Raw genomic sequence first — 20,096 nt, forward strand, 5'->3', positions numbered from 1 at the left:
AGGAGAGAATAGATTGGGACAATTTCATGCGACAACGATTTTTGCCGTTCAACACAATGGAGCAGCTGCCATGGCGGGAGACGGTCAGGTGACATTTGGAAATGCGGTTGTGATGAAGCACACCGCTAAAAAAGTACGGCGATTGTTTAACGGCAGGGTAATTGCGGGGTTTGCTGGTTCTGTAGCCGATGCCTTTACCTTATTTGAACTGTTTGAGAAAAAGCTAAACGAATACAGCGGCAATTTGCAGCGTGCAGCAGTAGAGCTTGCAAAAGAATGGCGCACGGATAAAATGCTGCGCCGGCTAGAGGCCATGCTGATTGTGATGGATAAAGACAATCTGCTGCTTGTATCCGGAACGGGTGAAGTGATTGAGCCTGATGACGGCATTCTCGCTATTGGCTCAGGCGGAAACTATGCGTTGTCTGCCGGACGTGCATTAAAAGAATATGCGGGCCAGTTGTCGGCAGCAGAAATCGCAGAAGCAGCATTGAAAACAGCTGCGGATATATGTGTTTATACAAACCATCAAATTATTGTCGAAGAACTGCAGTGAGGAGTGGTGAAATGAAGTCGAATGCAATCAATATGACGCCCCGTCAAATTGTCGAGCGTCTTGATCAATATATTGTTGGCCAAAAGGAAGCGAAAAAAGCCGTAGCCGTAGCGCTTCGCAACCGGTATCGACGGAGCTTGCTCGACGATAGCATCCGGGATGAAGTGATACCGAAAAACATGCTGATGATCGGTCCCACCGGTGTCGGCAAAACGGAAATAGCCCGTCGAATGGCAAAGCTTGCCGGTGCTCCGTTCATTAAAGTGGAAGCGACAAAATTTACCGAAGTCGGCTACGTTGGCCGCGACGTTGAATCCATGGTGCGTGACCTGGCAGAAACAGCCGTTCGTCTTGTGAAAGAAGAGAAAATAGAGGAGGTGCGGGAGCCTGCAAAAGCAGCAGCCAATCGCCGCCTCGTTGATCTTCTTGTTCCATCTCGCAAAAAAAAGGACGCGGTAAAAAATCCGTTTGAAATGCTTTTTGGCGGAAATGGCCAGCAGGAAGAAGCAGAAGAACCTGCTGAAGACACCTCTCTTTTTGAAAAACGACGTGCGGTTGAGCAAAAGCTTGCAGCCGGTGAACTTGAACATGAAGTGATTACGGTTGAAGTAGAAGAACAGCCTCCTTCTATGTTTGATTTATTTCAAGGGTCTGGTATGGAACAAATGGGCATGAATATGCAGGATGCACTCGGAGGCCTCATGCCGAAAAAGAAAAAGAAGAGAAAGCTTGCTGTAAAAGATGCCCGTCCCGTTTTAGAGCAGGAGGAAGCGCAAAAGCTGATCGACATGGACGAGGTGACTCAGGAAGCGATTCGCCGTGCTGAACAGACCGGTATCATCTTTATCGATGAAGTGGATAAAATTGCGGTGAAGGGCGGAGCGCAATCGGGCGCAAACGTGTCTCGCGAAGGCGTGCAGCGTGATATTCTGCCAATTGTTGAAGGCTCAACAGTCGTCACGAAATACGGGGCGATAAAAACAGACTATATTTTGTTTATTGCCGCGGGTGCTTTTCATATGTCGAAGCCGTCTGACCTCATTCCGGAGCTTCAGGGCCGCTTCCCAATCCGTGTTGAACTGGAAAAATTGACGACGGATGATTTTGTCCGTATTTTAGTAGAGCCGGACAATGCGCTTTTAAAGCAATATAAAGCGCTGCTCGAAACAGAAGGCATTCATATTGAATTTACAGATGAAGCGGTCGGGCGCCTGGCTGAAATTGCTTTTCACGTAAACAGTGAAACGGATAACATTGGGGCAAGACGCCTGCAGACAATCATGGAAAAGCTTCTCGAGGACTTGTCCTTTGAAGCGCCGGATATCACGATGGAAACGATCACCATCACACCACAATACGTAGATGAAAAATTATCTGCTATTTCACAAAACAAAGACTTGAGCGAATTTATTTTATAATCAATCGGAGGAACCACAACATGAATCTTTTAGCGAAAACAAGAAAAATAAACAAAATGCTTCAAAATGCAGCGGGGAAAACCGTCAACTTTAAAGAAATGGCTGAATCTCTTTCGGAAGTAATCGAAGCGAATATCTTTGTTGTCAGCCGCCGAGGCAAGCTGCTCGGCTTTGGCGTCAATCAGCAAATTGAAAATGAACGAATGAAGCAAATGCTTGTGGAGCGTCAATTTCCTGAGCAGTACACAAAAAACTTATTTAACGTAACCGAAACGTCATCTAATCTAGATGTGAACAGCGAATACACAGCATTTCCAGTAGAAAATAAAGAATTGTTTCAAAATGGATTAACGACCATTGTACCGATCGTAGGAGCGGGTGAGCGCCTTGGAACACTCGTCCTAGCGCGGCTGGAAGAGCAATTTCACGATGATGACCTTATTCTCGCTGAATACGGAGCGACCGTTGTCGGCATGGAGATTTTGCGTGAAAAGGCGGAAGAAATGCAAGAAGAAGCGAGAAGCAAAGCAGTGGTTCAAATGGCCATCAGCTCTCTTTCTTATAGTGAGCTTGAAGCGATTGAACACATCTTTGAAGAGCTGGACGGAAAGGAAGGCTTGCTCGTTGCCTCTAAGATAGCGGATCGAGTTGGCATTACCCGCTCGGTGATTGTCAATGCACTTCGTAAGCTTGAAAGTGCAGGTGTCATCGAATCACGTTCTCTCGGAATGAAAGGAACGTATATTAAAGTCTTGAATAATAAGTTCTTGATGGAATTGGAAAAATTGAAGTCGAATTGACCTTTGCACTTGCGGTTTAAAACCGCAAGTGTTTTTTTTATAAATAGTTAATGTACAAAAGTTGGCATCAATGTATAATAATTATAGGTTTATGACAATATTTTATACGCCTGTTCAAAATATGAAACTTTTTTGTTATTTTTGTTAAGAACGTGTCGAAAAATGACTTTTATGTTATATTTCTTTGAGTGTAGAAAATATGGAAGATAAGAACAAACGAAAGCGAAGTGGTAAGATTGAATCTTTTTTCAAATTCAATAAGCTCATTGGAACGTGGACTGGACTACGCCTCTCTGCGTCAAAAAACCATTGCAAATAACATCGCCAACGTGGATACACCTAACTATAAGTCTAAAGAAGTGAATTTTAAGAAAATAATGGAAGATACTCAACGGGAAACTGGAAATTTTCGGACAGATTCGCGTCATTTTACTTTTTCTTCAAGTTCAAGCAGCATGATCACGACTGCGCGAAATATGTCGTATAACGAAAGCGGCAATAGCGTCGATCTCGATGCTGAAATGTCTAAAATGGCTGAAAACCAACTTTACTATAATGCACTAACAGATCGATTGAGCTCCAAATATTCTTCTTTAACCAATATTATTAGAGGAGGCAGGTAAACATGTTTAACGGAATGAGTATAACGGCTTCTGCCTTAACCGCCCAGCGGCTGCGGATGGACGTCGTTTCTTCTAATATGGCCAATGCTGAATCCACACGCGCCAAACTCGTCGATGGAGAATGGCAGCCGTACCAGCGCAAGTCCGTCGTGCTGCAGCCGAAAGGAAACTCTTTTTCAAGCTTTTTGCAAATGGCGCAAAACAGCCCTGAAGCAGGAAACGGAGTGAAAGTAACAAAAATTGTAGAAGACACCGAAACACCCAATAAATTAATTTACGATCCCGAGCATCCAGATGCGAACGCAGAAGGCTACGTCAGCATGCCGAATGTGGACCCGTTGCGTGAAATGGTTGATTTAATGAGCGCTACCAGATCCTATGAAGCGAATGTGACGGTCTTCAATGCATCGAAAGCCATGATGACCAAAGCCCTTGAAATTGGAAAATAAGGAGAGAAACTAAATGGCGATTGAATCCTTAAATGCTATTTCTTCCCCAACAGCGGGTATAGATATGAGTAAGAAAGCAGCCACACCATATGAATCACAGCAGAAATTTGCGGACTTTTTAAAAGATTCATTGAATGACGTGATGAAGACAGAGGCAGAATCCAACACGCTGACAACAAAAATGATTAATGGGGAAAATGTCGATATTCACCAGGTCATGACAGCAGCGCAAAGGTCGGGTATTACGATGCAGCTGACACTCGAAGTTCGAAACAAAGCAGTAGAGGCTTATCAGGAAATTATGAGAATGCAAATGTAACAGGGAATGGATTGAAGTGACCGGGGGATTGTAATGAACGAAAATATAAAACAACAGCTTGCAAGAATAAAAGAATATTGGAGCACTCGTTCAAGAAAACAAAAAGTAGTCGGCATCTCAGCTTTGGCTTTTTTCGCCCTGGCTCTGTCACTGCTTGTTTTTTTCGCGGGCCGCACAACGATGGCGCCTCTCTACAGTGAGCTGTCTCCATCTGAAATTGGAGCGGTGAAAGAGAATTTGGACGGCCGCGGCATTGCGTATGAAATTACAGAAGGCGGCACGGGCATTCTTGTACCTGAGGAAGCTGTCGATAACCTGAAAGTGGATTTAGCGGCAGAAGGACTCCCACAATCGGGCACCATTGATTACAGCTTTTTCAGCCAAAATGCCGGTTTTGGGATGACGGATAATGAGTTTAATGTGTTAAAGCTGGATGCGATGCAAACGGAGCTTGGTGGACTCATTACGGGCATTGATGGAGTAAAAGACGCAAATGTCATGATCAATCTGCCGCAGGAGGCGATTTTTGCGACAGATGAAGCGGAACAAGCCTCGGCATCTGTTGTACTAAATACCGAAGTGGGCTATCAATTTGACGAAAAGCAAATTAAGTCGCTTTATCATCTCGTTTCAAAAAGTGTGCCGAACCTTCCTGTAGAGAATATCGTCATCATGAATCAAAACTTTGAGTATTTTGAAATGAATAATTCCGGGACGGGCTCAGGCGATTCATTTGAACAGCAAATGGCCGTTAAAAAGCAGATCGAGCGAGATGTGCAAAGACAGGTGCAAAGTATGCTTGGTACGTTAATGGGTGCCGATAAGGTCGTGGCGACTGTCACAGCCGATATAGACTTTACCCAGGAAAACCGGGAAGAAAACCTCGTTGAGCCTGTAGATGAAGAAAATATGGAAGGCATTCAAATCAGCGCCCAGCGTATCACTGAAACGTATACAGGGGATGCTGCCGGAGCAGGCGGCATTCCTCAGGCAGAAGATGCCGGGGACACGGCCACAACGTACTTAGAGGGAGCTTCAGGAACAGGCGATTACGAACGGACGGAAGAAACGCTCAACAACGAAGTGAACCGCATTCGTCGTGAAATCACTGAAAGTCCGTACAAAATTCGCGATCTTGGTATACAGGTAATGGTCGAGCCGCCAACTCCGGATGATCCGAATACAATGCCGGATCAAAGTGTGGAGGATATCCAGCAGCTGTTAGGCAATATTGTGAGAACATCGATTGATGAAAGCTACAATGCCGAGCTGACAGATCAGGCGCTTGAAGAAAAAATCACAGTCTCGGTCCAGGAATTGAATGGAAAAGTAACGTTTGAGGAAGAGCAGACGTCTTCGATTCCATGGTGGGTTTATTTAATCGGAGGCATTCTCCTCGTCGTCATTGGCGTACTAATCTTTATGATGGTAAGAAAACGCCGTGAGGAAGAAGACGATGAAGACGAGTTTATTGAAGAAGAGGAAGAAGAGGTTTTCGTAGAAACAGAAGTGAATGCGCGCCGCAAGCAGCTGGAGAATATGGCGAAAGAAAAGCCGGAGGAATTTGCCAAGCTGCTTCGCACATGGCTGTCTGAGGAATAGGGGGGATCATTTTGGCTGCACGTGAAAAGAAGTTAACAGGAAAACAAAAGGCAGCGATTCTGCTTATTTCTCTCGGACCGGATTCGTCTGCTTCTGTTTATAAACATTTATCGGAGGAAGAGATCGAACGGCTGACACTGGAAATTTCCGGTGTGAAAAAAGTGGATGCGGATGTAAAAGAAGAAGTATTTGAGGAATTTCACAACATTGCGCTGGCGCAGGATTACATCTCCCAGGGAGGGATTGGCTACGCCAAAACCGTGCTGGAAAAAGCGCTTGGACAAGACCAGGCACAGAACATCATTAACCGGCTGACATCGTCACTGCAGGTGCGTCCGTTTGACTTTGCACGCCGTGCCGATGCCGGGCAAATCCTTAATTTTATTCAAAATGAGCATCCGCAGACGATTGCGCTTATTTTATCGTATTTGGACCCTCAGCAGGCCGGACAGATTTTGTCCGAGCTTCCACAGGAGGTCCAGGCTGACATTGCCAAACGGATCGCAATTATGGACAGCACGTCGCCGGAGATTATCAATGAGGTAGAAGCGATTTTAGAACGAAAGCTTAGCTCGACCGTTACACAGGATTATACACAAACAGGCGGAGTAGAAGCGGTTGTAGAAGTGCTGAACGGAGTGGACCGCTCTACAGAAAAGACCATTCTCGATGCGCTTGAAATTCAAGATCCGGAGCTGGCAGAAGAAATCAAGAAGCGTATGTTTGTCTTTGAGGATATCGTAACACTCGACAACCGCTCAATTCAGCGCGTCATCCGTGACTGTGAAAATGAAGATCTGCTTCTTTCGTTGAAGGTATCAAGCGAAGAAGTAAAAGAGGTCGTATTCCGAAACATGTCACAGCGGATGGTTGAAACATTCAAGGAAGAAATTGATTACATGGGGCCTGTCCGGCTTCGTGATGTAGAAGAAGCACAGTCTCGTATTGTGGCGACAATCCGTCGTCTGGAAGAAACAGGCGAAATTATTATTGCGCGCGGTGGAGGAGATGATATCATTGTCTAATTTTATTGGCAGTGGATTGTCGTCAAATCAGGAAAAGCCGAAACGGATTATCGGCATTAAACCATTGTTTACGCCATCACTGCCTGAAGCGGAGGTGCCGCCTGATTTTTCCGAGGAACGGTCCGTTATTATCAGCGAAGCGAATGACCAGGCAAAGCGTATTATTGAGCAGGCAGAAGCCAGCAAGCAGAAAACGATGAATGAAGCGTCAGAATGGCAAAAAAGCTGGGAGCAGGAAAAAGCGAATTTGCAAAGAGAAGCGTACGAGCAAGCTTTCACAAAAGGGACCGAAGAAGGCCGCGAAACGGGCTATCGCGAAACGAGCGCGTTAATTGATGAAGCAAGATCCATCGTGGATTCCTCTAAAATTGAATATGAAAAAAATGTCGAGCGATCTGAAAGAACCATTGTGGAGCTGGCAATCGCATGTGCGGAAAAAATTGTTCGAAGTGAGCTTCACGCAAATGAAGACTCCTTTATGGGCATCGTCCGCTCGGCTTTAAAAGAAGTGAGAAATCAAAAAGAAGTGCAAATTCATGTACACCCCGGGCGATATGAACTCATTATCTCTCAAAAGGACGAAATTGAAGCGCTGTTTCCGAGTGAAATCAATTGTTATATATACCCGAACGAAGAAGCGGACGAAGATGCTTGTTTTATTGAAACCGCCAATGGCCGAATTGATACAGCAATCGACACACAGCTGCAGCAGCTGCGTAAAACATTGCTGCAGCTTTTGGAGAGTGAGTAATCGATGAAAGCGCGGGAACTGAAAAATATCATACCGACACTTGATTCATTCAAAAGGTATGGGCGTGTTAAGCGAGTCGTTGGCTTAATGATCGAATCACAAGGTCCGGAAAGCTCGATTGGCGACATTTGCTTGATCCGCTCAAAGGATGGCAAGCGGACGATTATGGCGGAAGTGACGGGGTTTCGGGATGAAATGATTATTTTGATGCCGTACCGGAACATTAACGAAATTTCGCCCGGCAGTCTAGTGGAGTCGTTAGGCCACCAGCTAAAGGTGAAAGCAGGTCCTGCACTCATCGGCAAAATTATCGATCCGCTTGGAGAACCGTTCGACGATTCGGTCCTGCCCAGGACGTTAACGCCAATCGAAACAGAAGCAGAGCCTCCAAATCCAATGACCAGACCGCCGATCCGCGAAAAGCTTGAAGTGGGCGTGCGGGCGATTGACGGCATGCTGACCATCGGAAAAGGACAGCGTGTGGGCATCTTTGCAGGGAGCGGCGTCGGCAAAAGCACATTGCTCGGCATGATTGCGCGCAATACAAAAGCGGATTTAAATGTTATTGCGCTCATTGGAGAGCGGGGCCGGGAAGTACGTGAGTTTATCGAGCGCGACCTTGGGCCTGAAGGCATGAAAAAGTCCATAGTTGTGGCAGCCACGTCCGATCAGCCAGCTTTAATGCGGATTAAAGGAGCGTTCACAGCAACGGCTATTGCCGAATATTTTCGTGATAAAGGCTTGAACGTCATGTTGATGATGGATTCCGTTACACGGGTTGCCATGGCGCAGCGTGAAATCGGACTGGCTGTCGGAGAGCCTCCTGCCACAAAAGGGTACACGCCTTCTGTGTTTGCCATTATGCCGAAGCTGCTTGAGCGGACCGGTACGAATGAACACGGCACGATCACCGCTTTTTACACTGTTCTGGTAGATGGGGACGACATGAATGAACCGATTGCGGATGCCGTACGGGGAATTCTCGACGGTCATATTGTTCTCGACCGTGATTTGGCGAACAAAGGGCAATACCCTGCAATTAACGTGCTGAAAAGCGTCAGCCGCTTGATGCCTCACATCGTCAGCAGGGACCATTACGATGCGGCGGTAGCGGTCAGAGATTCACTGAATACGTATTTAAACTCGGAAGACTTAATTAACATCGGTGCTTATAAAAAAGGATCCTCTCCGGACATTGACCGGGCGATTCAAAATTACCAGCCGATCCTTTCTTTTCTAAAACAGCGGACCGATGAACAAGTGACGTTGGATGAATCAGCTTTTGGACTAGGTCGTTTAGCAAATGGAAGGAATGAGTAAAGCGTGGCATTTGATTATAAATTCGAGAAAATTATGCAGCTTCGTGAACAAGAAAAAGAAGAGTCAGAGACAGTTTTCAGAGAATCCCAGCAAGCATTTGAAAAAGAAGCCAATAAGCTATATGAGCTGTTAAAGAAAAAAGAAGATCTCCTGTTTGCGCAGGAGCAAAAAATGAAAACAGGATTTTCTGTTTTGGACATTCAGCATTATCAGCAGTTTGTGTCCAATTTAGAAAAGCTGATAGAGAAGCAGCAGCAGCTGGTCATTACGTCCCGCGGCCGAATGCAGTGGTGCGAGCAGCAATTAAAAGAGAAAAATATTGAAGTGAAAAAATACAGCAAAATACGTGCAAATGACTTGACGCGCTATCATAAGCAGATGGCAGCTGAAGAAGCAAAGCAAATGGACGAACTTTCCTCGATCCAGTTTATGAACCGAAAGATTAGGTGATAAGCAAATGGCAAGAAAAAGAAAAAAGATCGCTCCCGCTGATCAAGAAGAAAAGCAGGGCTACAGCCGAATTCAATGGTTTCTGTTTGTCGTCATCATTCCGCTGTTGTTTGCTTTGACAGTGGCGTTAATTGTCATGACGATTGCGGGTGTCAATGTGTTTGATAAAACGAAAGAAGTGACCGCCAATATTCCATACGTGTCTGAATGGATCAATTCTGCCGAGCAGGACGGCAAGTCGGACAGTGAGCAAGTGGCAGAGCTGCAGGCTGAAATCAAAAACAAGGAAGCCGAAATCGGGCAACTATCAAATGACCTTGAAGGTGCGGAGGCAGAAATAGAAGAATTGCTCACGGAGCAGGACCGGTTAAACGCTGAACTAAAGCAGCTGCAGCAGGAGCGGGAGGAAACGGCGGACTCTGAAGAAGAACAGCCTGTCAACAATGTTGTTGAAACGTATGAATCAATGGATGAAGAAAGCATTGCGGGTATTATCATTAATTTAACAGACAACGAAGCAGCGGCTATTTTAAAACAATTAAGTGTAGAAAAGCAAGGCGCTGTATTAGAAGAGCTTGAAGCAGAAAAAGCCGCTGAATATACAAAAATTTTGTCGAATGAATAAAGAAATACAGTGGAAAATGTGAGATAATATGCAAGAAAAAGGAGGTGGAAACATGCAGGTTATAGTAGGGTCAAAAAGCACGGCATTTCTCGGCACAGCAATTCCGAATAAATCGAATGCCTTGACGCAGGGAACCACATCAGCAAGCGTGAACAACCAGGTGCTTGGTGCTTCACAAACATTTTTAAACACTTCGTTCCAAGGCAGCATGCAAGGGATGAGATCATTTGGTCAAATGCTTCAAAATGCACAGCAGCCCATCAGCGAGACGGCGGAGGTTCTAGAAAATGACACGCCGATTGATGCAGCATCCTTACTGTTAAATTCTACAGGCGAATTGGAGCTGCAATCGATTTTGGACAACGAGGACGAAGGAGCAGCCATTGCGTCAGACCTTTTATCAAACGGTGACTTGCCGAACATTCAAGATTTAGCCGTTATGCTGGGACTGGATGCGGAAACATTGATTCAGTCTATGGAAAAGGTTGCTCAAATGGGAAATGAAAATAGCTCAATTGAAGACATGCGCTCGTTCATGATAGAAAATGAACTGTCTATTGAGAAATTGATCCATTTGACCGTCATGGCAACTGAACAGGGAATGCATGCTGTGAAAGAAGGAGATCTTCAAGCCATTCGGACTGTTCTAAAAGCGTCACAAATCGTTCAAGCTTTTGGCCAGCAGGCGACAGCATTGCCCGACAGTAAAAAAGAAGCGATGCTGCATTTAAAAGCAGTACTGGCGCAAGCGGCTGTAGCTCAGCAAAGCCCATCACAAGCAAGTGCTGCACCGAAGCAAACCATCTTGCAAGCGGCCTTTGCCCAATATGCTGCCGACCAGCCAGTGGTTCAAGAAAATAAAAGTGTAAAGCCTGTTGCAACAACAGTAGAATCAATCAATCCTTTTACGATCCAGATGTCGAAAACGGAGCAGTTCGTGATGAGTGTGAAAACGAATCCGGGTCCCATGAATATGGAGCAGTTTATCGAAAAGTTTACGCAGCTGCTGGGGAATTCTAATTTAATGAAAACGCCAAACGGTACAAGAATGCTCATTAAGCTTTATCCGGAGCAGCTTGGCTCGTTGCGGATTGAGCTCTTGCAGCAAAACGGCGTCATGACAGCAAAGATTTTATCCTCCACGCAAGCGGTAAAAGAGCTCTTGGAGCAAAATGCTCATCAGCTGAAGAATGCGTTCAGCCAGCAAAACGTGACGGTGGACAAGCTGGATATTGCCAGTCCGGATACGAGACAGCAGCTATTTGACCGAGGTGCCCAGCAGCAGCGTCAGCAGGAGCAGAAGCAGCCGCATGATGAATCAAAGCAGAATGATCAGGAACCGAATGCATCCTTTGAAGAATTATTACTACATGCAGAATGGGAGGGATAATCCATGTCTAAAATTGATCCTTCGCTTTATTTAGCCAACAATCCGGCTCAGTCAAAACAAACGGGCAACAGTGCGCTCGGCAAAGATGAGTTTTTAAAAATTTTGATGGCGCAGCTTCAAAACCAGGACCCGCTCAGCCCGATGGAGGACAAAGATTTTATCGCACAGATGGCTCAGTTCACATCGCTCGAGCAAATGGTCAACATGACATCCATGATTGAGCAAATGGTGCAGGCACAAACAGCGTCACAAATGATCAACTACCAGTCATTTGTTGGGAAAAATGTCGTCTGGCACAAGCTGACGGAAGAAACAGATGCCGATGGAAAGCCCGTTGTGGAAACAGGCAGTGGAACGGTTGCATCAATCAAGTTTGCAGGAGAAAGCGTCCAGTTTACATTGACGGACGGAACGGTGCTCGAGCCGGGCAACATCTCTGAGTTAAAGAGCGGGGCAGGAGAAAGCACGTCGGGTGGAGTCGTCAGTTCCAATCCGCTGGTCGAAGCCAGTTATTTAATCGGCCGGTCGGTTACATGGGGAGCAGAAGGTTCTGAGCAAACAGCAGCTGTACAATCTGTTTCCATGAAAGACGGACAGGTTTGGCTGCAAATCGCAGGTGGAGAGAAAATTGCGGCTTCTAGCTTAACGAAAATAGAATAGGCAGGTGAGAGGATGACATCCATTAATCCAATCGTTCATGGCGTTCGTCAGCCGATCCTGCCGCCTGCTAAAACAGAATCAAAGCAAAAGACGTCGATGACTTTTCAAGAGACGCTAAAGACGATTTCATCAGCGCCTGAAGCACTGACAATCTCAAAGCACGCGGAGCAGCGTTTGAATGAACGAGGCATTCACATTCATGAGAATGAGTGGAATTTAATTGGTCAAAAGCTGACCGAAGCCAAATCAAAAGGAGTTACAGATTCATTGGTTGTGTTAAAAGATGCTGCGCTTATTGCCAGCGCCAAAAACAATACAATCATTACAGCGATGAACCGCGAAGAAGCGAGCACACGCATTTTCACCAATATCAACGGCACAATTCTTATGGACTATTAATGAATCTAACTTTGGCTGGACCTACATGGAGGCCAACCGTCTGCCGACCGAATGACGCAGACGAATTCGAAAGGGGAAAACGAACTTATGTTACGTTCAATGTACTCAGGAATCAGCGGCATGAAAAACTTTCAAACAAAGCTTGATGTGATCGGCAACAATATTTCTAATGTCAATACGTATGGCTTTAAAAAAGGGCGGGTTGTTTTTAAAGATTTAGTCTCTCAAAGTATTGCAGGTGCAAACGGTCCGGCAAACGGCAGAGGAGGAGTCAACCCGAAGCAGGTGGGTCTTGGTTCACAAATAGCAGCTATTGATACAATTCAGACAGAAGGTTCCACACAAACAACGGGGAGAACACTCGATTTGGCCGTCTCAGGCGACGGGTTTTTCCAGGTAACGGATGGCGTGAACACATATTACACTAGAGCAGGGAACTTCTACATGGATGATGAAGGATCAATCGTAAATTCAGATGGACTTTATTTAGTTGGAGAGGGCGCCAACATCACTGTACCAACGACTGCGACCAGCTTAAGCATAGGGGCAGGGGGAGTCATCAGTTTTATCGACGGAGGCCAATTAGATGCAACACAAGTTGTTCAATTAGCGAAATTTCCGAACAGCGGCGGCGTAATTAAAGTTGGTGAAAATTTGTATCAGCAATCTGATAACTCAGGTGACCCTGTTACCTCTGTTCCTGGAGATCAGGATGCAGGAATGGGCAGAATTGTTGCTGGCGCACTAGAAATGTCAAACGTTGATTTATCGGAAGAATTCACTGAAATGATCGTGGCACAGCGCGGATTCCAGGCGAATACACGAATCATTACAACGTCGGATGAAATTCTGCAGGAATTGATGAGCATGAAGCGTTAATCGATCCGTTTATTTTTTAGCTAAGGGGGGACGGGGCTGACTTCAGCCCCGGCATATATGATTACTGTGACAAGATTAAATGGAAAAGCATTTTCATTGAACGCTATTTACATAGAAACGGTTGAAAGCTTCCCTGATACAACCATTACGTTAACAAACGGAAAAAAATATGTAGTCAGAGAATCACATGATCAGGTTGCTTCGGATATTGAAGCGTTTTACAGTCGCATTTCACTTCTTGGACGTGTGAAAGCGGAGGAGGATCAAGATGGAGAATGAGCAAAAAGCGCCAAAAAATAAATTGATGACGATCATGCTGGTTTTGCTGGCTGTTATTTTGCTGGCTGGGACGATTGCAGTCGTGATTATTTTGCGCTCAACAGGAGGAGACGCAGCCAAGGAAGAGCCATCGATCGATGAAGTCCTTGAATCCTCAGTGGATATACCTGAAATGACAACAAATCTTGCATCTGACGATTTTATTCGCATTTCATTTAAAATTCAAACAAACGACCCGGATGCAATGGAAGAATTAACGAAAAGGGATTTCCAGGCGAAGGACCTGATCATTCAAAAGCTGTCAGAGATGACGGCTGATGAATTAAAAGGGGAAGCAGGAAAGCAAAAGCTGACGGAGACGTTAAAAACGAATTTAAATAGCATTATGCAGGATGGAACTGTGGAGGCTGTTTATATCACCTCATACATCATTCAGTAAAAGGCGGAAACAGAACGGAGGTGAGGCCAAGTGTCAGGAGAAATATTGTCTCAAAACGAAATAGACGCACTTTTATCCGCTCTGTCAACGGGTGAAATGAATGCGGAGGAATTAAAAAAAGAAGAAGAAGAAAAAAAGGTCAAGGTGTATGATTTCAAGCGTGCGCTTCGGTTTTCAAAGGATCAAATCCGAAGCCTGACAAGAATGCACGATAACTTTGCCCGTATATTAACCACTTTTTTCGCTGCACAGCTTCGGACATACGTGCAGCTGGAAGTCGTGTCAGCTGATCAAATTCCATACGAGGAATTTATTCGTTCTATTCCGAACCGGACGATTTTAAATGTATTTGAAGTGCCGCCGCTTGAAGGGCGGATTTTGATGGAAGTAAACCCGAATATCGCCTATGCGATGCTCGACCGGCTGTTGGGCGGACGGGGAGAAAGTGTTAATAAAGTGGAAAATCTGACCGAGATCGAGACGCGCATTATGTCTAACATGTTTGACCATGCCTTTGAAAATTATCGCGAAGCATGGGAGAATGTAGTAGAAATCGATCCGATTGCAACCGATTTTGAAGTAAATCCGCAATTTTTGCAAATGGTTTCCCCAAATGAAACCGTTGTTGTTATATCATTAAATACAACCATTGGTGAAACAACCGGCATGATGAACATTTGCATTCCGCATGTGGTGCTGGAGCCGATCATTCCAAAGCTTTCCGTGCATTACTGGATGCAAAATCCAGATAAAAAAGAACGGAGTCCAGGGGAACTGGAAAATCTAAACAAGCGGATTAAAAAAGCCTCGCTTCCGGTGATCGCCGAACTTGGACAAACCGTCATTACGATTGAAGACTTTCTCATGATGTCGGAGGGGGATGTCCTAGGGTTAAACAAGTCTGTTGGTGATTCGTTGACGGTTAAGGTAGGCAATGTGCCGAAATTCACCGCACAGCCGGGACGGGTAAACAAAAAACTGGCCGTGCAAGTATTGGATTATGTGAAAGGAGGGGAAGACAATGATGAGTGATGATATGTTATCTCAAGAAGAAATTGACGCGTTGCTAAAAGGAACGGGCAATGATGAAGAAACGGCTGCCTTTGATAGCGTGGGCAGTGTTGAAGAATACTTGGATGCGTTTGAACAGGATACGCTCGGCGAAATTGGGAATATCTCATTTGGCAGCTCCGCCACAGCGCTTTCAAGCTTATTAAATCAAAAAGTGGAAATTACCACACCCACTGTAACCGTTGTGGAAAAATCAAAATTAAAGGATGAATTCCCCCATCCATATGCCGCGATTGAAGTAGAATACACCGAAGGATTTTCCGGGGCCAACCTGCTGGTCATTCATCAAAACGATGCCGCCATTATTGCGGACTTAATGCTCGGTGGCAGCGGACTTGATGCCGCTCCTGATCTAGGAGAGCTTCAGCTGAGTGCCGTTCAGGAAGCGATGAACCAAATGATGGGTTCAGCAGCGACATCGATGTCAACGATTTTCAATAAAAAGGTGGATATTTCTCCGCCCTCCATCTCTTTGTTAAACCTTCATGAGGGAGAAGGAGAAGAGTCCATCCCTGAACAGGAACTCTTAATCAAAATTTCATTCCGATTAACTGTAGGCGACTTAATCGATTCTAACATTATGCAGCTGATCCCGCTTCAATTCGGAAAGCAGCTTGTAGCAGAATTAATGAATCCCCCACAACCGGAAGAAAAACCGGCTCAGCAGCCGATTCAGCAAGCCCCAGCTCCGCAAATGAGTGAAGGGCAGCATTCCCCGCCTCAGCCGGCGAATCAACCGCCTGTTCAGCAGCCGGTGTATGCAGAAAGCAGTATGAGCATGCCTGCCCGTCCTACAAGCGATCCAATGCATATTGGTGGACACTCGGCTGCACAGGCTAACGTCGAAACGGCGGTTTTCTCTTCTTTTCAATCACCTCAGCTTGGTGAACAGGAAGCGAGAAATTTAAATATGCTTTTTGATATTCCGCTTCAGGTTACCGTTGAACTCGGGCGTACCAATCGGAATGTAAAAGATATACTGGAATTAACAGCAGGATCGATTATTGAACTGGACAAGCTGGCAGGAGAGCCAGTGGATGTGTTAGTGAACAACCGCCTCGTGGCTAAAGGAGAGGTTGTTGTCATTGAAGAAAACTTCGGTGTCAGGATTACGAATATCGCGAGTCCGGCTGACCGTTTGAAAAATTTAAATTAATTATTTTTAGGGGGACAGAATGATGGCAAACAGAATTTTAGTAGTAGACGATGCGGCATTTATGCGAATGATGATCAAGGATATTTTATCAAAAAATGGATTTGAAGTAGTAGGTGAAGCAGAAAACGGAGCGCAGGCTGTTGAGAAATATGCTGAGCTCAAGCCGGATTTAGTCACAATGGATATTACAATGCCTGAAAAAGATGGAATCGCCGCATTAAAAGAAATTAAAGCGGCAGATGCAGGTGCTAAAGTCATTATGTGCTCGGCAATGGGGCAGCAGGCAATGGTCATTGACGCTATTCAAGCGGGCGCCAAAGATTTTATCGTCAAACCATTTCAGGCAGACCGTGTTATTGAAGCCATTTCAAAAGTGCTTTCTTCATAAGGTGTGAACAGCTGATGAAATTCTTGTATACATGCATCCTGTCATTTCTGGTGATGCTGAGTGTGCTATCCGGCAATGCGACGATTGCCGGAGCAGCCCTTTCACAGAACAGCAGTGTGAGTGATTGTGTTCAACAGCCTGACCTATGCAGTCAGGAGGAAGTGCAGACAGAGAGCGAGGGTGCAGATTCAGGTTCAGCGGACGAACGAGATTCTGTCGGAATCGGGTTTTTAGATATTGTCCGTATGATCGCAGCGCTTGCTTTTGTAGTGGCGCTTCTTTATTTTTTACTTCGTTTTGTCAATAAAAAAAGCCGGTCTTTTCAAGACACAAATGTAGTTCGCCATTTGGGAGGCACGGCTCTCGGCGGCAGCCGCTCGGTGCAAATTGTGAAAGTCGGGGACAGCGTGTTTGTCCTCGGCGTGGGTGAGGACATTTCGTTAATCAAGGAAATTGAAGACCCGGCTGAGCGACAAGCGCTTCTTTCCCGATATGACGAGCAAGCGGAAGCTTTTTTTCAGCCGGCTGACGTCGTGGGGAAAATAGTCAGCCGCTTTGGCAAAAAAGACGAACCGGCTGAGCCGGCTGTTTTCAAGCAAGAATTTGAGCGAAAAATAAATGAACTGAAAAAAAGCCGTGAAAAAGCGTTAAAGGATGCCACAGACAGGGAGCGAAATGAGCATGAATGAATTTATGGAATTTTTCAATTCAAGCGCTCCCGAAAATGTGTCAACCTCGGTGAAACTATTGCTCATGCTGACCGTTCTTTCACTGGCGCCGAGCATTTTGATTTTGATGACCTGCTTTACGAGGATCATTATTGTGCTTTCGTTTGTCAGAACGGCCCTTGCGACACAGCAAATGCCGCCGACGCAAGTTTTGCTTGGACTGGCTCTTTTTCTGACCTTTTTCATTATGTCGCCTGTCCTGCAGGAAGTAAACGATGAGGCATTAACGCCGCTTTTTAATGAAGAAATTAACCTGGAAGAAGCCTATACACTGGCAAGCGGGCCCTTTAAGGATTTTATGAGTGAACATACGCGTCAAAAGGACTTGCAGCTGTTTTTAGATTACACAGAAGCCGAGCAGCCGGAAAGCATTGAGGACATTCCGTTGACAACGATGGTGCCTGCTTTTGCCTTGAGTGAAATTAAAACCGCCTTTCAAATCGGTTTTATGATTTTTATTCCGTTTTTAGTCATTGACATGATTGTCGCAAGCGTCCTTATGTCAATGGGGATGATGATGCTGCCGCCCGTTATGATTTCACTGCCGTTTAAAATCCTTTTGTTTGTGTTAATCGATGGATGGTATCTGGTTATTGAATCATTGCTTCAAAGCTTTTAGGAAGGTGATGGAATGAATACAGAGATGGTCATCTCGCTTGCTGAAAAAGGGGTTTATACGACGATTATCGTGTGTGCGCCGCTTTTGCTGCTCGCGCTTGGCATCGGGCTTGCGGTCAGTATTTTTCAAGCTACGACCCAGATACAGGAGCAAACACTGGCGTTTGTGCCGAAAATCGTGGCTGTGTTAGTCGGGATGATTTTTTTCGGTCCATGGATGCTCGAGCGATTGATTTCGTACACACTTGATATTTTCACAAATTTAACGAGATTTGTCGGTTAAAAGAAGATGACGGAGCTTTTTCCCAATCTATCAATCTTTGCACTTATACTCGTTCGGGTTTCCGCTTTTTTTGTCACAATGCCGTTTTTCTCCTACCGGACGATTCCAGCACAGCATCGTATTGCTTTTTCTTTTGTTTTGGCCTGGACGATGTACTACACAGTGGACGCCGTTCCTTTGGAAATAAACGGAGAATACATTCTTCTTCTCTTGAAAGAAGCGATGACAGGCCTTCTGATCGGACTAGCGGCGTTTATTGTCCTGTCTGCTGTTCAGATTGCCGGTGGCTTTATCGATTTTCAAATGGGCTTTGCCATCGCAAATGTCATTGATCCGCAAACAGGTGCACAAAGTCCGCTGATGGGACAGTATTTATATATGTTTTCGCTGTTAATGCTGCTAGCCTTAAATGGCCACCACTTGATTTTAGATGGCATTTTTTACAGCTATGAGCTCATCCCAATTGACCAGCTTTACTTGAATTTCGGCAATGGCGAAGCAGCATATTATATGGCCAGAACATTTACGGCTGTTTTTTTAATCGCTTTTCAAATGTCGATGCCTGTTGTGGCTGTTCTTTTTTTAACAGATGTAATGCTTGGCATCGTGGCGCGCACCGTGCCGCAGCTGAATATTTTTGTCGTCGGCTTTCCACTTAAAATCGGTGTCGCGTTTATTGTTGTGTTCATCGTCATTGGTGTCATTTTTACACTGGTAAGAGATTTGTTCGGCATGATGCTCTACACCATGCGGGATTTAATGACCATTTTTGGAGGCGGGTAACGGCATGCTTCTTCAATTAAACCTGCAATTTTTTGCAGGAGAAAAAACAGAAAAAGCCACACCGAAAAAAAAGCAGGATTCACGTAAAAAAGGACAGGTAGCCAAAAGCCAGGATTTAAATACAGCAGTCAGCCTGCTCGTTTTGTTTGGGTTTCTGACGTTTTTCGCTACGTCCATGGGCACCAATATTTTTCATATGTTTCAGCATTCCATTCAATATTATATGCTGATGGACGTAACCGAGGCGAATTTAAAAACCATTGTATTTGAAGTGATGGAGCAATGCTTCTACATTCTCGCTCCCTTTATGCTCGCAGCTGTTGCGGCAGGGGTTATTGCCAATTACGCTCAGGTAGGCTGGCTTATTACAACAGAGCCGATTACGCCAAAGCTGGAAAAAATCGATCCAATCAAGGGATTTAAGCGGATTTTTTCCATGCGGGCGATTGTCGAGCTGTTGAAATCCATTTTGAAAATCGGCTTTGTGGGCACGGCGGCATTTATTGTGCTGTGGCTGAACATCGATGAAGTTTTGAAGATGGCTTTGAAGCCCATTGAAGATACATTGCCTCTCGTTGGGACGCTGACGGTGCAGATGGGCCTGGTTGCGGCGGCAGCCCTGCTCGTATTGGGCGTCCTCGATTACTTTTATCAGAAGTTTGATTTTGAAAAAAGCTTAAGAATGTCCAAGCAGGATATTAAAGATGAGCATAAAAATTCTGAAGGCGACCCGCTGATCAAATCAAGAATTCGCCAGACGCAGCGTGAAATGGCGATGAGGCGCATGATGCAGGAAGTGCCGAATGCCGATGTCGTTATTACCAACCCAACCCACTATGCGATTGCCTTAAAATATGATGAATCCAAACGAGATGCCCCGTACGTGGTGGCAAAAGGAACAGATTACATCGCGCAAAAAATAAAGCTTGTCGCAAAGGAACATGACATTATGACAGTGGAAAACCGTCCACTCGCCAGAGCCCTTCATGATCAAGCGGATATTGGCGACTCGGTTCCGGAAGAGTTTTTCAAAGCGATCGCGGAAATATTGGCGTACGTTTATCGAATTAAAAATAAAGTGTAAC

The 20,096-nt window shown here is 45.3% G+C and carries 26 protein-coding genes; all 26 read left to right on the forward strand.

The features are described 5' to 3' along the window. Positions 1-13: 13 nt before the first annotated feature. The 26 genes from hslV (at position 14) to flhB (ending at position 20,095) form a co-directional block, all read left to right on the forward strand. Complete coding sequence (hslV, locus tag BW952_RS08085) at positions 14-556, forward strand: ATP-dependent protease subunit HslV (protein ID WP_045850044.1); 543 nt, start codon at positions 14-16, stop codon at positions 554-556. 32 nt (positions 557-588) lie between these two features. Then, the gene (hslU, locus tag BW952_RS08090) at positions 589-1,974 is read left to right on the forward strand and encodes an ATP-dependent protease ATPase subunit HslU (RefSeq protein ID WP_414735787.1); all 1,386 of its coding nucleotides are present in this window, start codon (positions 589-591) and stop codon (positions 1,972-1,974) included. Positions 1,975-1,994: 20 nt separating this feature from the next. Next, on the forward strand, positions 1,995-2,774 hold the full coding sequence (gene codY, locus BW952_RS08095) for a GTP-sensing pleiotropic transcriptional regulator CodY (protein WP_045850042.1): 780 nt from the start codon (positions 1,995-1,997) through the stop codon (positions 2,772-2,774). A 227-nt stretch (positions 2,775-3,001) separates the two neighbouring features. Next, entirely contained in the window at positions 3,002-3,397 is a 396-nt protein-coding gene (gene flgB, locus BW952_RS08100) for a flagellar basal body rod protein FlgB (protein WP_331428800.1), read from the forward strand. Positions 3,398-3,399: 2 nt separating this feature from the next. Then, positions 3,400-3,846 (forward strand): flagellar basal body rod protein FlgC, encoded by a 447-nt coding sequence (flgC, locus tag BW952_RS08105; protein WP_045850040.1) that lies wholly within the window; start codon positions 3,400-3,402, stop codon positions 3,844-3,846. A gap of 13 nt (positions 3,847-3,859) precedes the next feature. Next, the gene (gene fliE / locus BW952_RS08110) at positions 3,860-4,165 is read left to right on the forward strand and encodes a flagellar hook-basal body complex protein FliE (protein WP_045850039.1); all 306 of its coding nucleotides are present in this window, start codon (positions 3,860-3,862) and stop codon (positions 4,163-4,165) included. A 33-nt stretch (positions 4,166-4,198) separates the two neighbouring features. Next, entirely contained in the window at positions 4,199-5,767 is a 1,569-nt protein-coding gene (fliF, locus tag BW952_RS08115) for a flagellar basal-body MS-ring/collar protein FliF (RefSeq protein WP_045850038.1), read from the forward strand. Between the two features lie 11 nt (positions 5,768-5,778). Continuing rightward, positions 5,779-6,792 (forward strand): flagellar motor switch protein FliG, encoded by a 1,014-nt coding sequence (gene fliG, locus BW952_RS08120; protein ID WP_045850037.1) that lies wholly within the window; start codon positions 5,779-5,781, stop codon positions 6,790-6,792. Then, complete coding sequence (gene fliH, locus BW952_RS08125; protein ID WP_052698388.1) at positions 6,785-7,543, forward strand: flagellar assembly protein FliH; 759 nt, start codon at positions 6,785-6,787, stop codon at positions 7,541-7,543. Before fliG ends, fliH begins: the two co-directional genes overlap by 8 nt. Before the next feature lie 3 nt (positions 7,544-7,546). Further along, entirely contained in the window at positions 7,547-8,863 is a 1,317-nt protein-coding gene (gene fliI, locus BW952_RS08130; protein WP_045850036.1) for a flagellar protein export ATPase FliI, read from the forward strand. Positions 8,864-8,866: 3 nt separating this feature from the next. After that, a complete protein-coding gene (gene fliJ / locus BW952_RS08135; protein ID WP_045850035.1) occupies positions 8,867-9,313 on the forward strand; it encodes a flagellar export protein FliJ in 447 nt (148 codons plus the stop codon). Between the two features lie 7 nt (positions 9,314-9,320). Next, positions 9,321-9,938, forward strand: a complete 618-nt coding sequence (locus tag BW952_RS08140) for a magnesium transporter MgtE N-terminal domain-containing protein (protein WP_045850034.1) — start codon at positions 9,321-9,323, stop codon at positions 9,936-9,938. A 52-nt stretch (positions 9,939-9,990) separates the two neighbouring features. Next, a complete protein-coding gene (locus BW952_RS08145) occupies positions 9,991-11,328 on the forward strand; it encodes a flagellar hook-length control protein FliK (RefSeq protein WP_045850033.1) in 1,338 nt (445 codons plus the stop codon). Positions 11,329-11,331: 3 nt separating this feature from the next. After that, the gene (gene flgD / locus BW952_RS08150) at positions 11,332-11,988 is read left to right on the forward strand and encodes a flagellar hook assembly protein FlgD (protein ID WP_045850032.1); all 657 of its coding nucleotides are present in this window, start codon (positions 11,332-11,334) and stop codon (positions 11,986-11,988) included. A 12-nt stretch (positions 11,989-12,000) separates the two neighbouring features. After that, positions 12,001-12,387, forward strand: a complete 387-nt coding sequence (locus BW952_RS08155) for a TIGR02530 family flagellar biosynthesis protein (RefSeq protein WP_094031958.1) — start codon at positions 12,001-12,003, stop codon at positions 12,385-12,387. A gap of 87 nt (positions 12,388-12,474) precedes the next feature. After that, positions 12,475-13,266, forward strand: a complete 792-nt coding sequence (gene flgG, locus BW952_RS08160; RefSeq protein ID WP_045850074.1) for a flagellar basal body rod protein FlgG — start codon at positions 12,475-12,477, stop codon at positions 13,264-13,266. Positions 13,267-13,323: 57 nt separating this feature from the next. Then, complete coding sequence (locus tag BW952_RS08165) at positions 13,324-13,545, forward strand: flagellar FlbD family protein (protein ID WP_045850031.1); 222 nt, start codon at positions 13,324-13,326, stop codon at positions 13,543-13,545. Beyond that, entirely contained in the window at positions 13,535-13,984 is a 450-nt protein-coding gene (fliL, locus tag BW952_RS08170) for a flagellar basal body-associated protein FliL (protein WP_045850030.1), read from the forward strand. Before BW952_RS08165 ends, fliL begins: the two co-directional genes overlap by 11 nt. A gap of 30 nt (positions 13,985-14,014) precedes the next feature. Beyond that, entirely contained in the window at positions 14,015-15,016 is a 1,002-nt protein-coding gene (gene fliM / locus BW952_RS08175; protein ID WP_045850029.1) for a flagellar motor switch protein FliM, read from the forward strand. Further along, the gene (gene fliY / locus BW952_RS08180) at positions 15,006-16,211 is read left to right on the forward strand and encodes a flagellar motor switch phosphatase FliY (RefSeq protein WP_076496251.1); all 1,206 of its coding nucleotides are present in this window, start codon (positions 15,006-15,008) and stop codon (positions 16,209-16,211) included. Before fliM ends, fliY begins: the two co-directional genes overlap by 11 nt. A gap of 22 nt (positions 16,212-16,233) precedes the next feature. After that, complete coding sequence (locus BW952_RS08185; RefSeq protein ID WP_045850028.1) at positions 16,234-16,599, forward strand: response regulator; 366 nt, start codon at positions 16,234-16,236, stop codon at positions 16,597-16,599. Between the two features lie 14 nt (positions 16,600-16,613). Then, the gene (locus BW952_RS08190; protein WP_052698387.1) at positions 16,614-17,288 is read left to right on the forward strand and encodes a flagellar biosynthetic protein FliO; all 675 of its coding nucleotides are present in this window, start codon (positions 16,614-16,616) and stop codon (positions 17,286-17,288) included. After that, complete coding sequence (gene fliP, locus BW952_RS08195; RefSeq protein WP_045850027.1) at positions 17,281-17,946, forward strand: flagellar type III secretion system pore protein FliP; 666 nt, start codon at positions 17,281-17,283, stop codon at positions 17,944-17,946. The genes BW952_RS08190 and fliP overlap by 8 nt, the downstream gene beginning before the upstream one ends. Before the next feature lie 12 nt (positions 17,947-17,958). Continuing rightward, on the forward strand, positions 17,959-18,228 hold the full coding sequence (gene fliQ / locus BW952_RS08200; RefSeq protein ID WP_045850026.1) for a flagellar biosynthesis protein FliQ: 270 nt from the start codon (positions 17,959-17,961) through the stop codon (positions 18,226-18,228). Positions 18,229-18,234: 6 nt separating this feature from the next. Then, entirely contained in the window at positions 18,235-19,011 is a 777-nt protein-coding gene (gene fliR / locus BW952_RS08205; protein ID WP_045850025.1) for a flagellar biosynthetic protein FliR, read from the forward strand. Between the two features lie 4 nt (positions 19,012-19,015). Continuing rightward, complete coding sequence (flhB, locus tag BW952_RS08210) at positions 19,016-20,095, forward strand: flagellar biosynthesis protein FlhB (RefSeq protein ID WP_045850024.1); 1,080 nt, start codon at positions 19,016-19,018, stop codon at positions 20,093-20,095. The last annotated feature ends 1 nt before the right edge of the window (position 20,096 follow it).

The organism is Domibacillus enclensis (assembly GCF_900156125.1).
Classification (GTDB): Bacteria; Bacillota; Bacilli; order Bacillales; family Domibacillaceae; genus Domibacillus; species Domibacillus enclensis.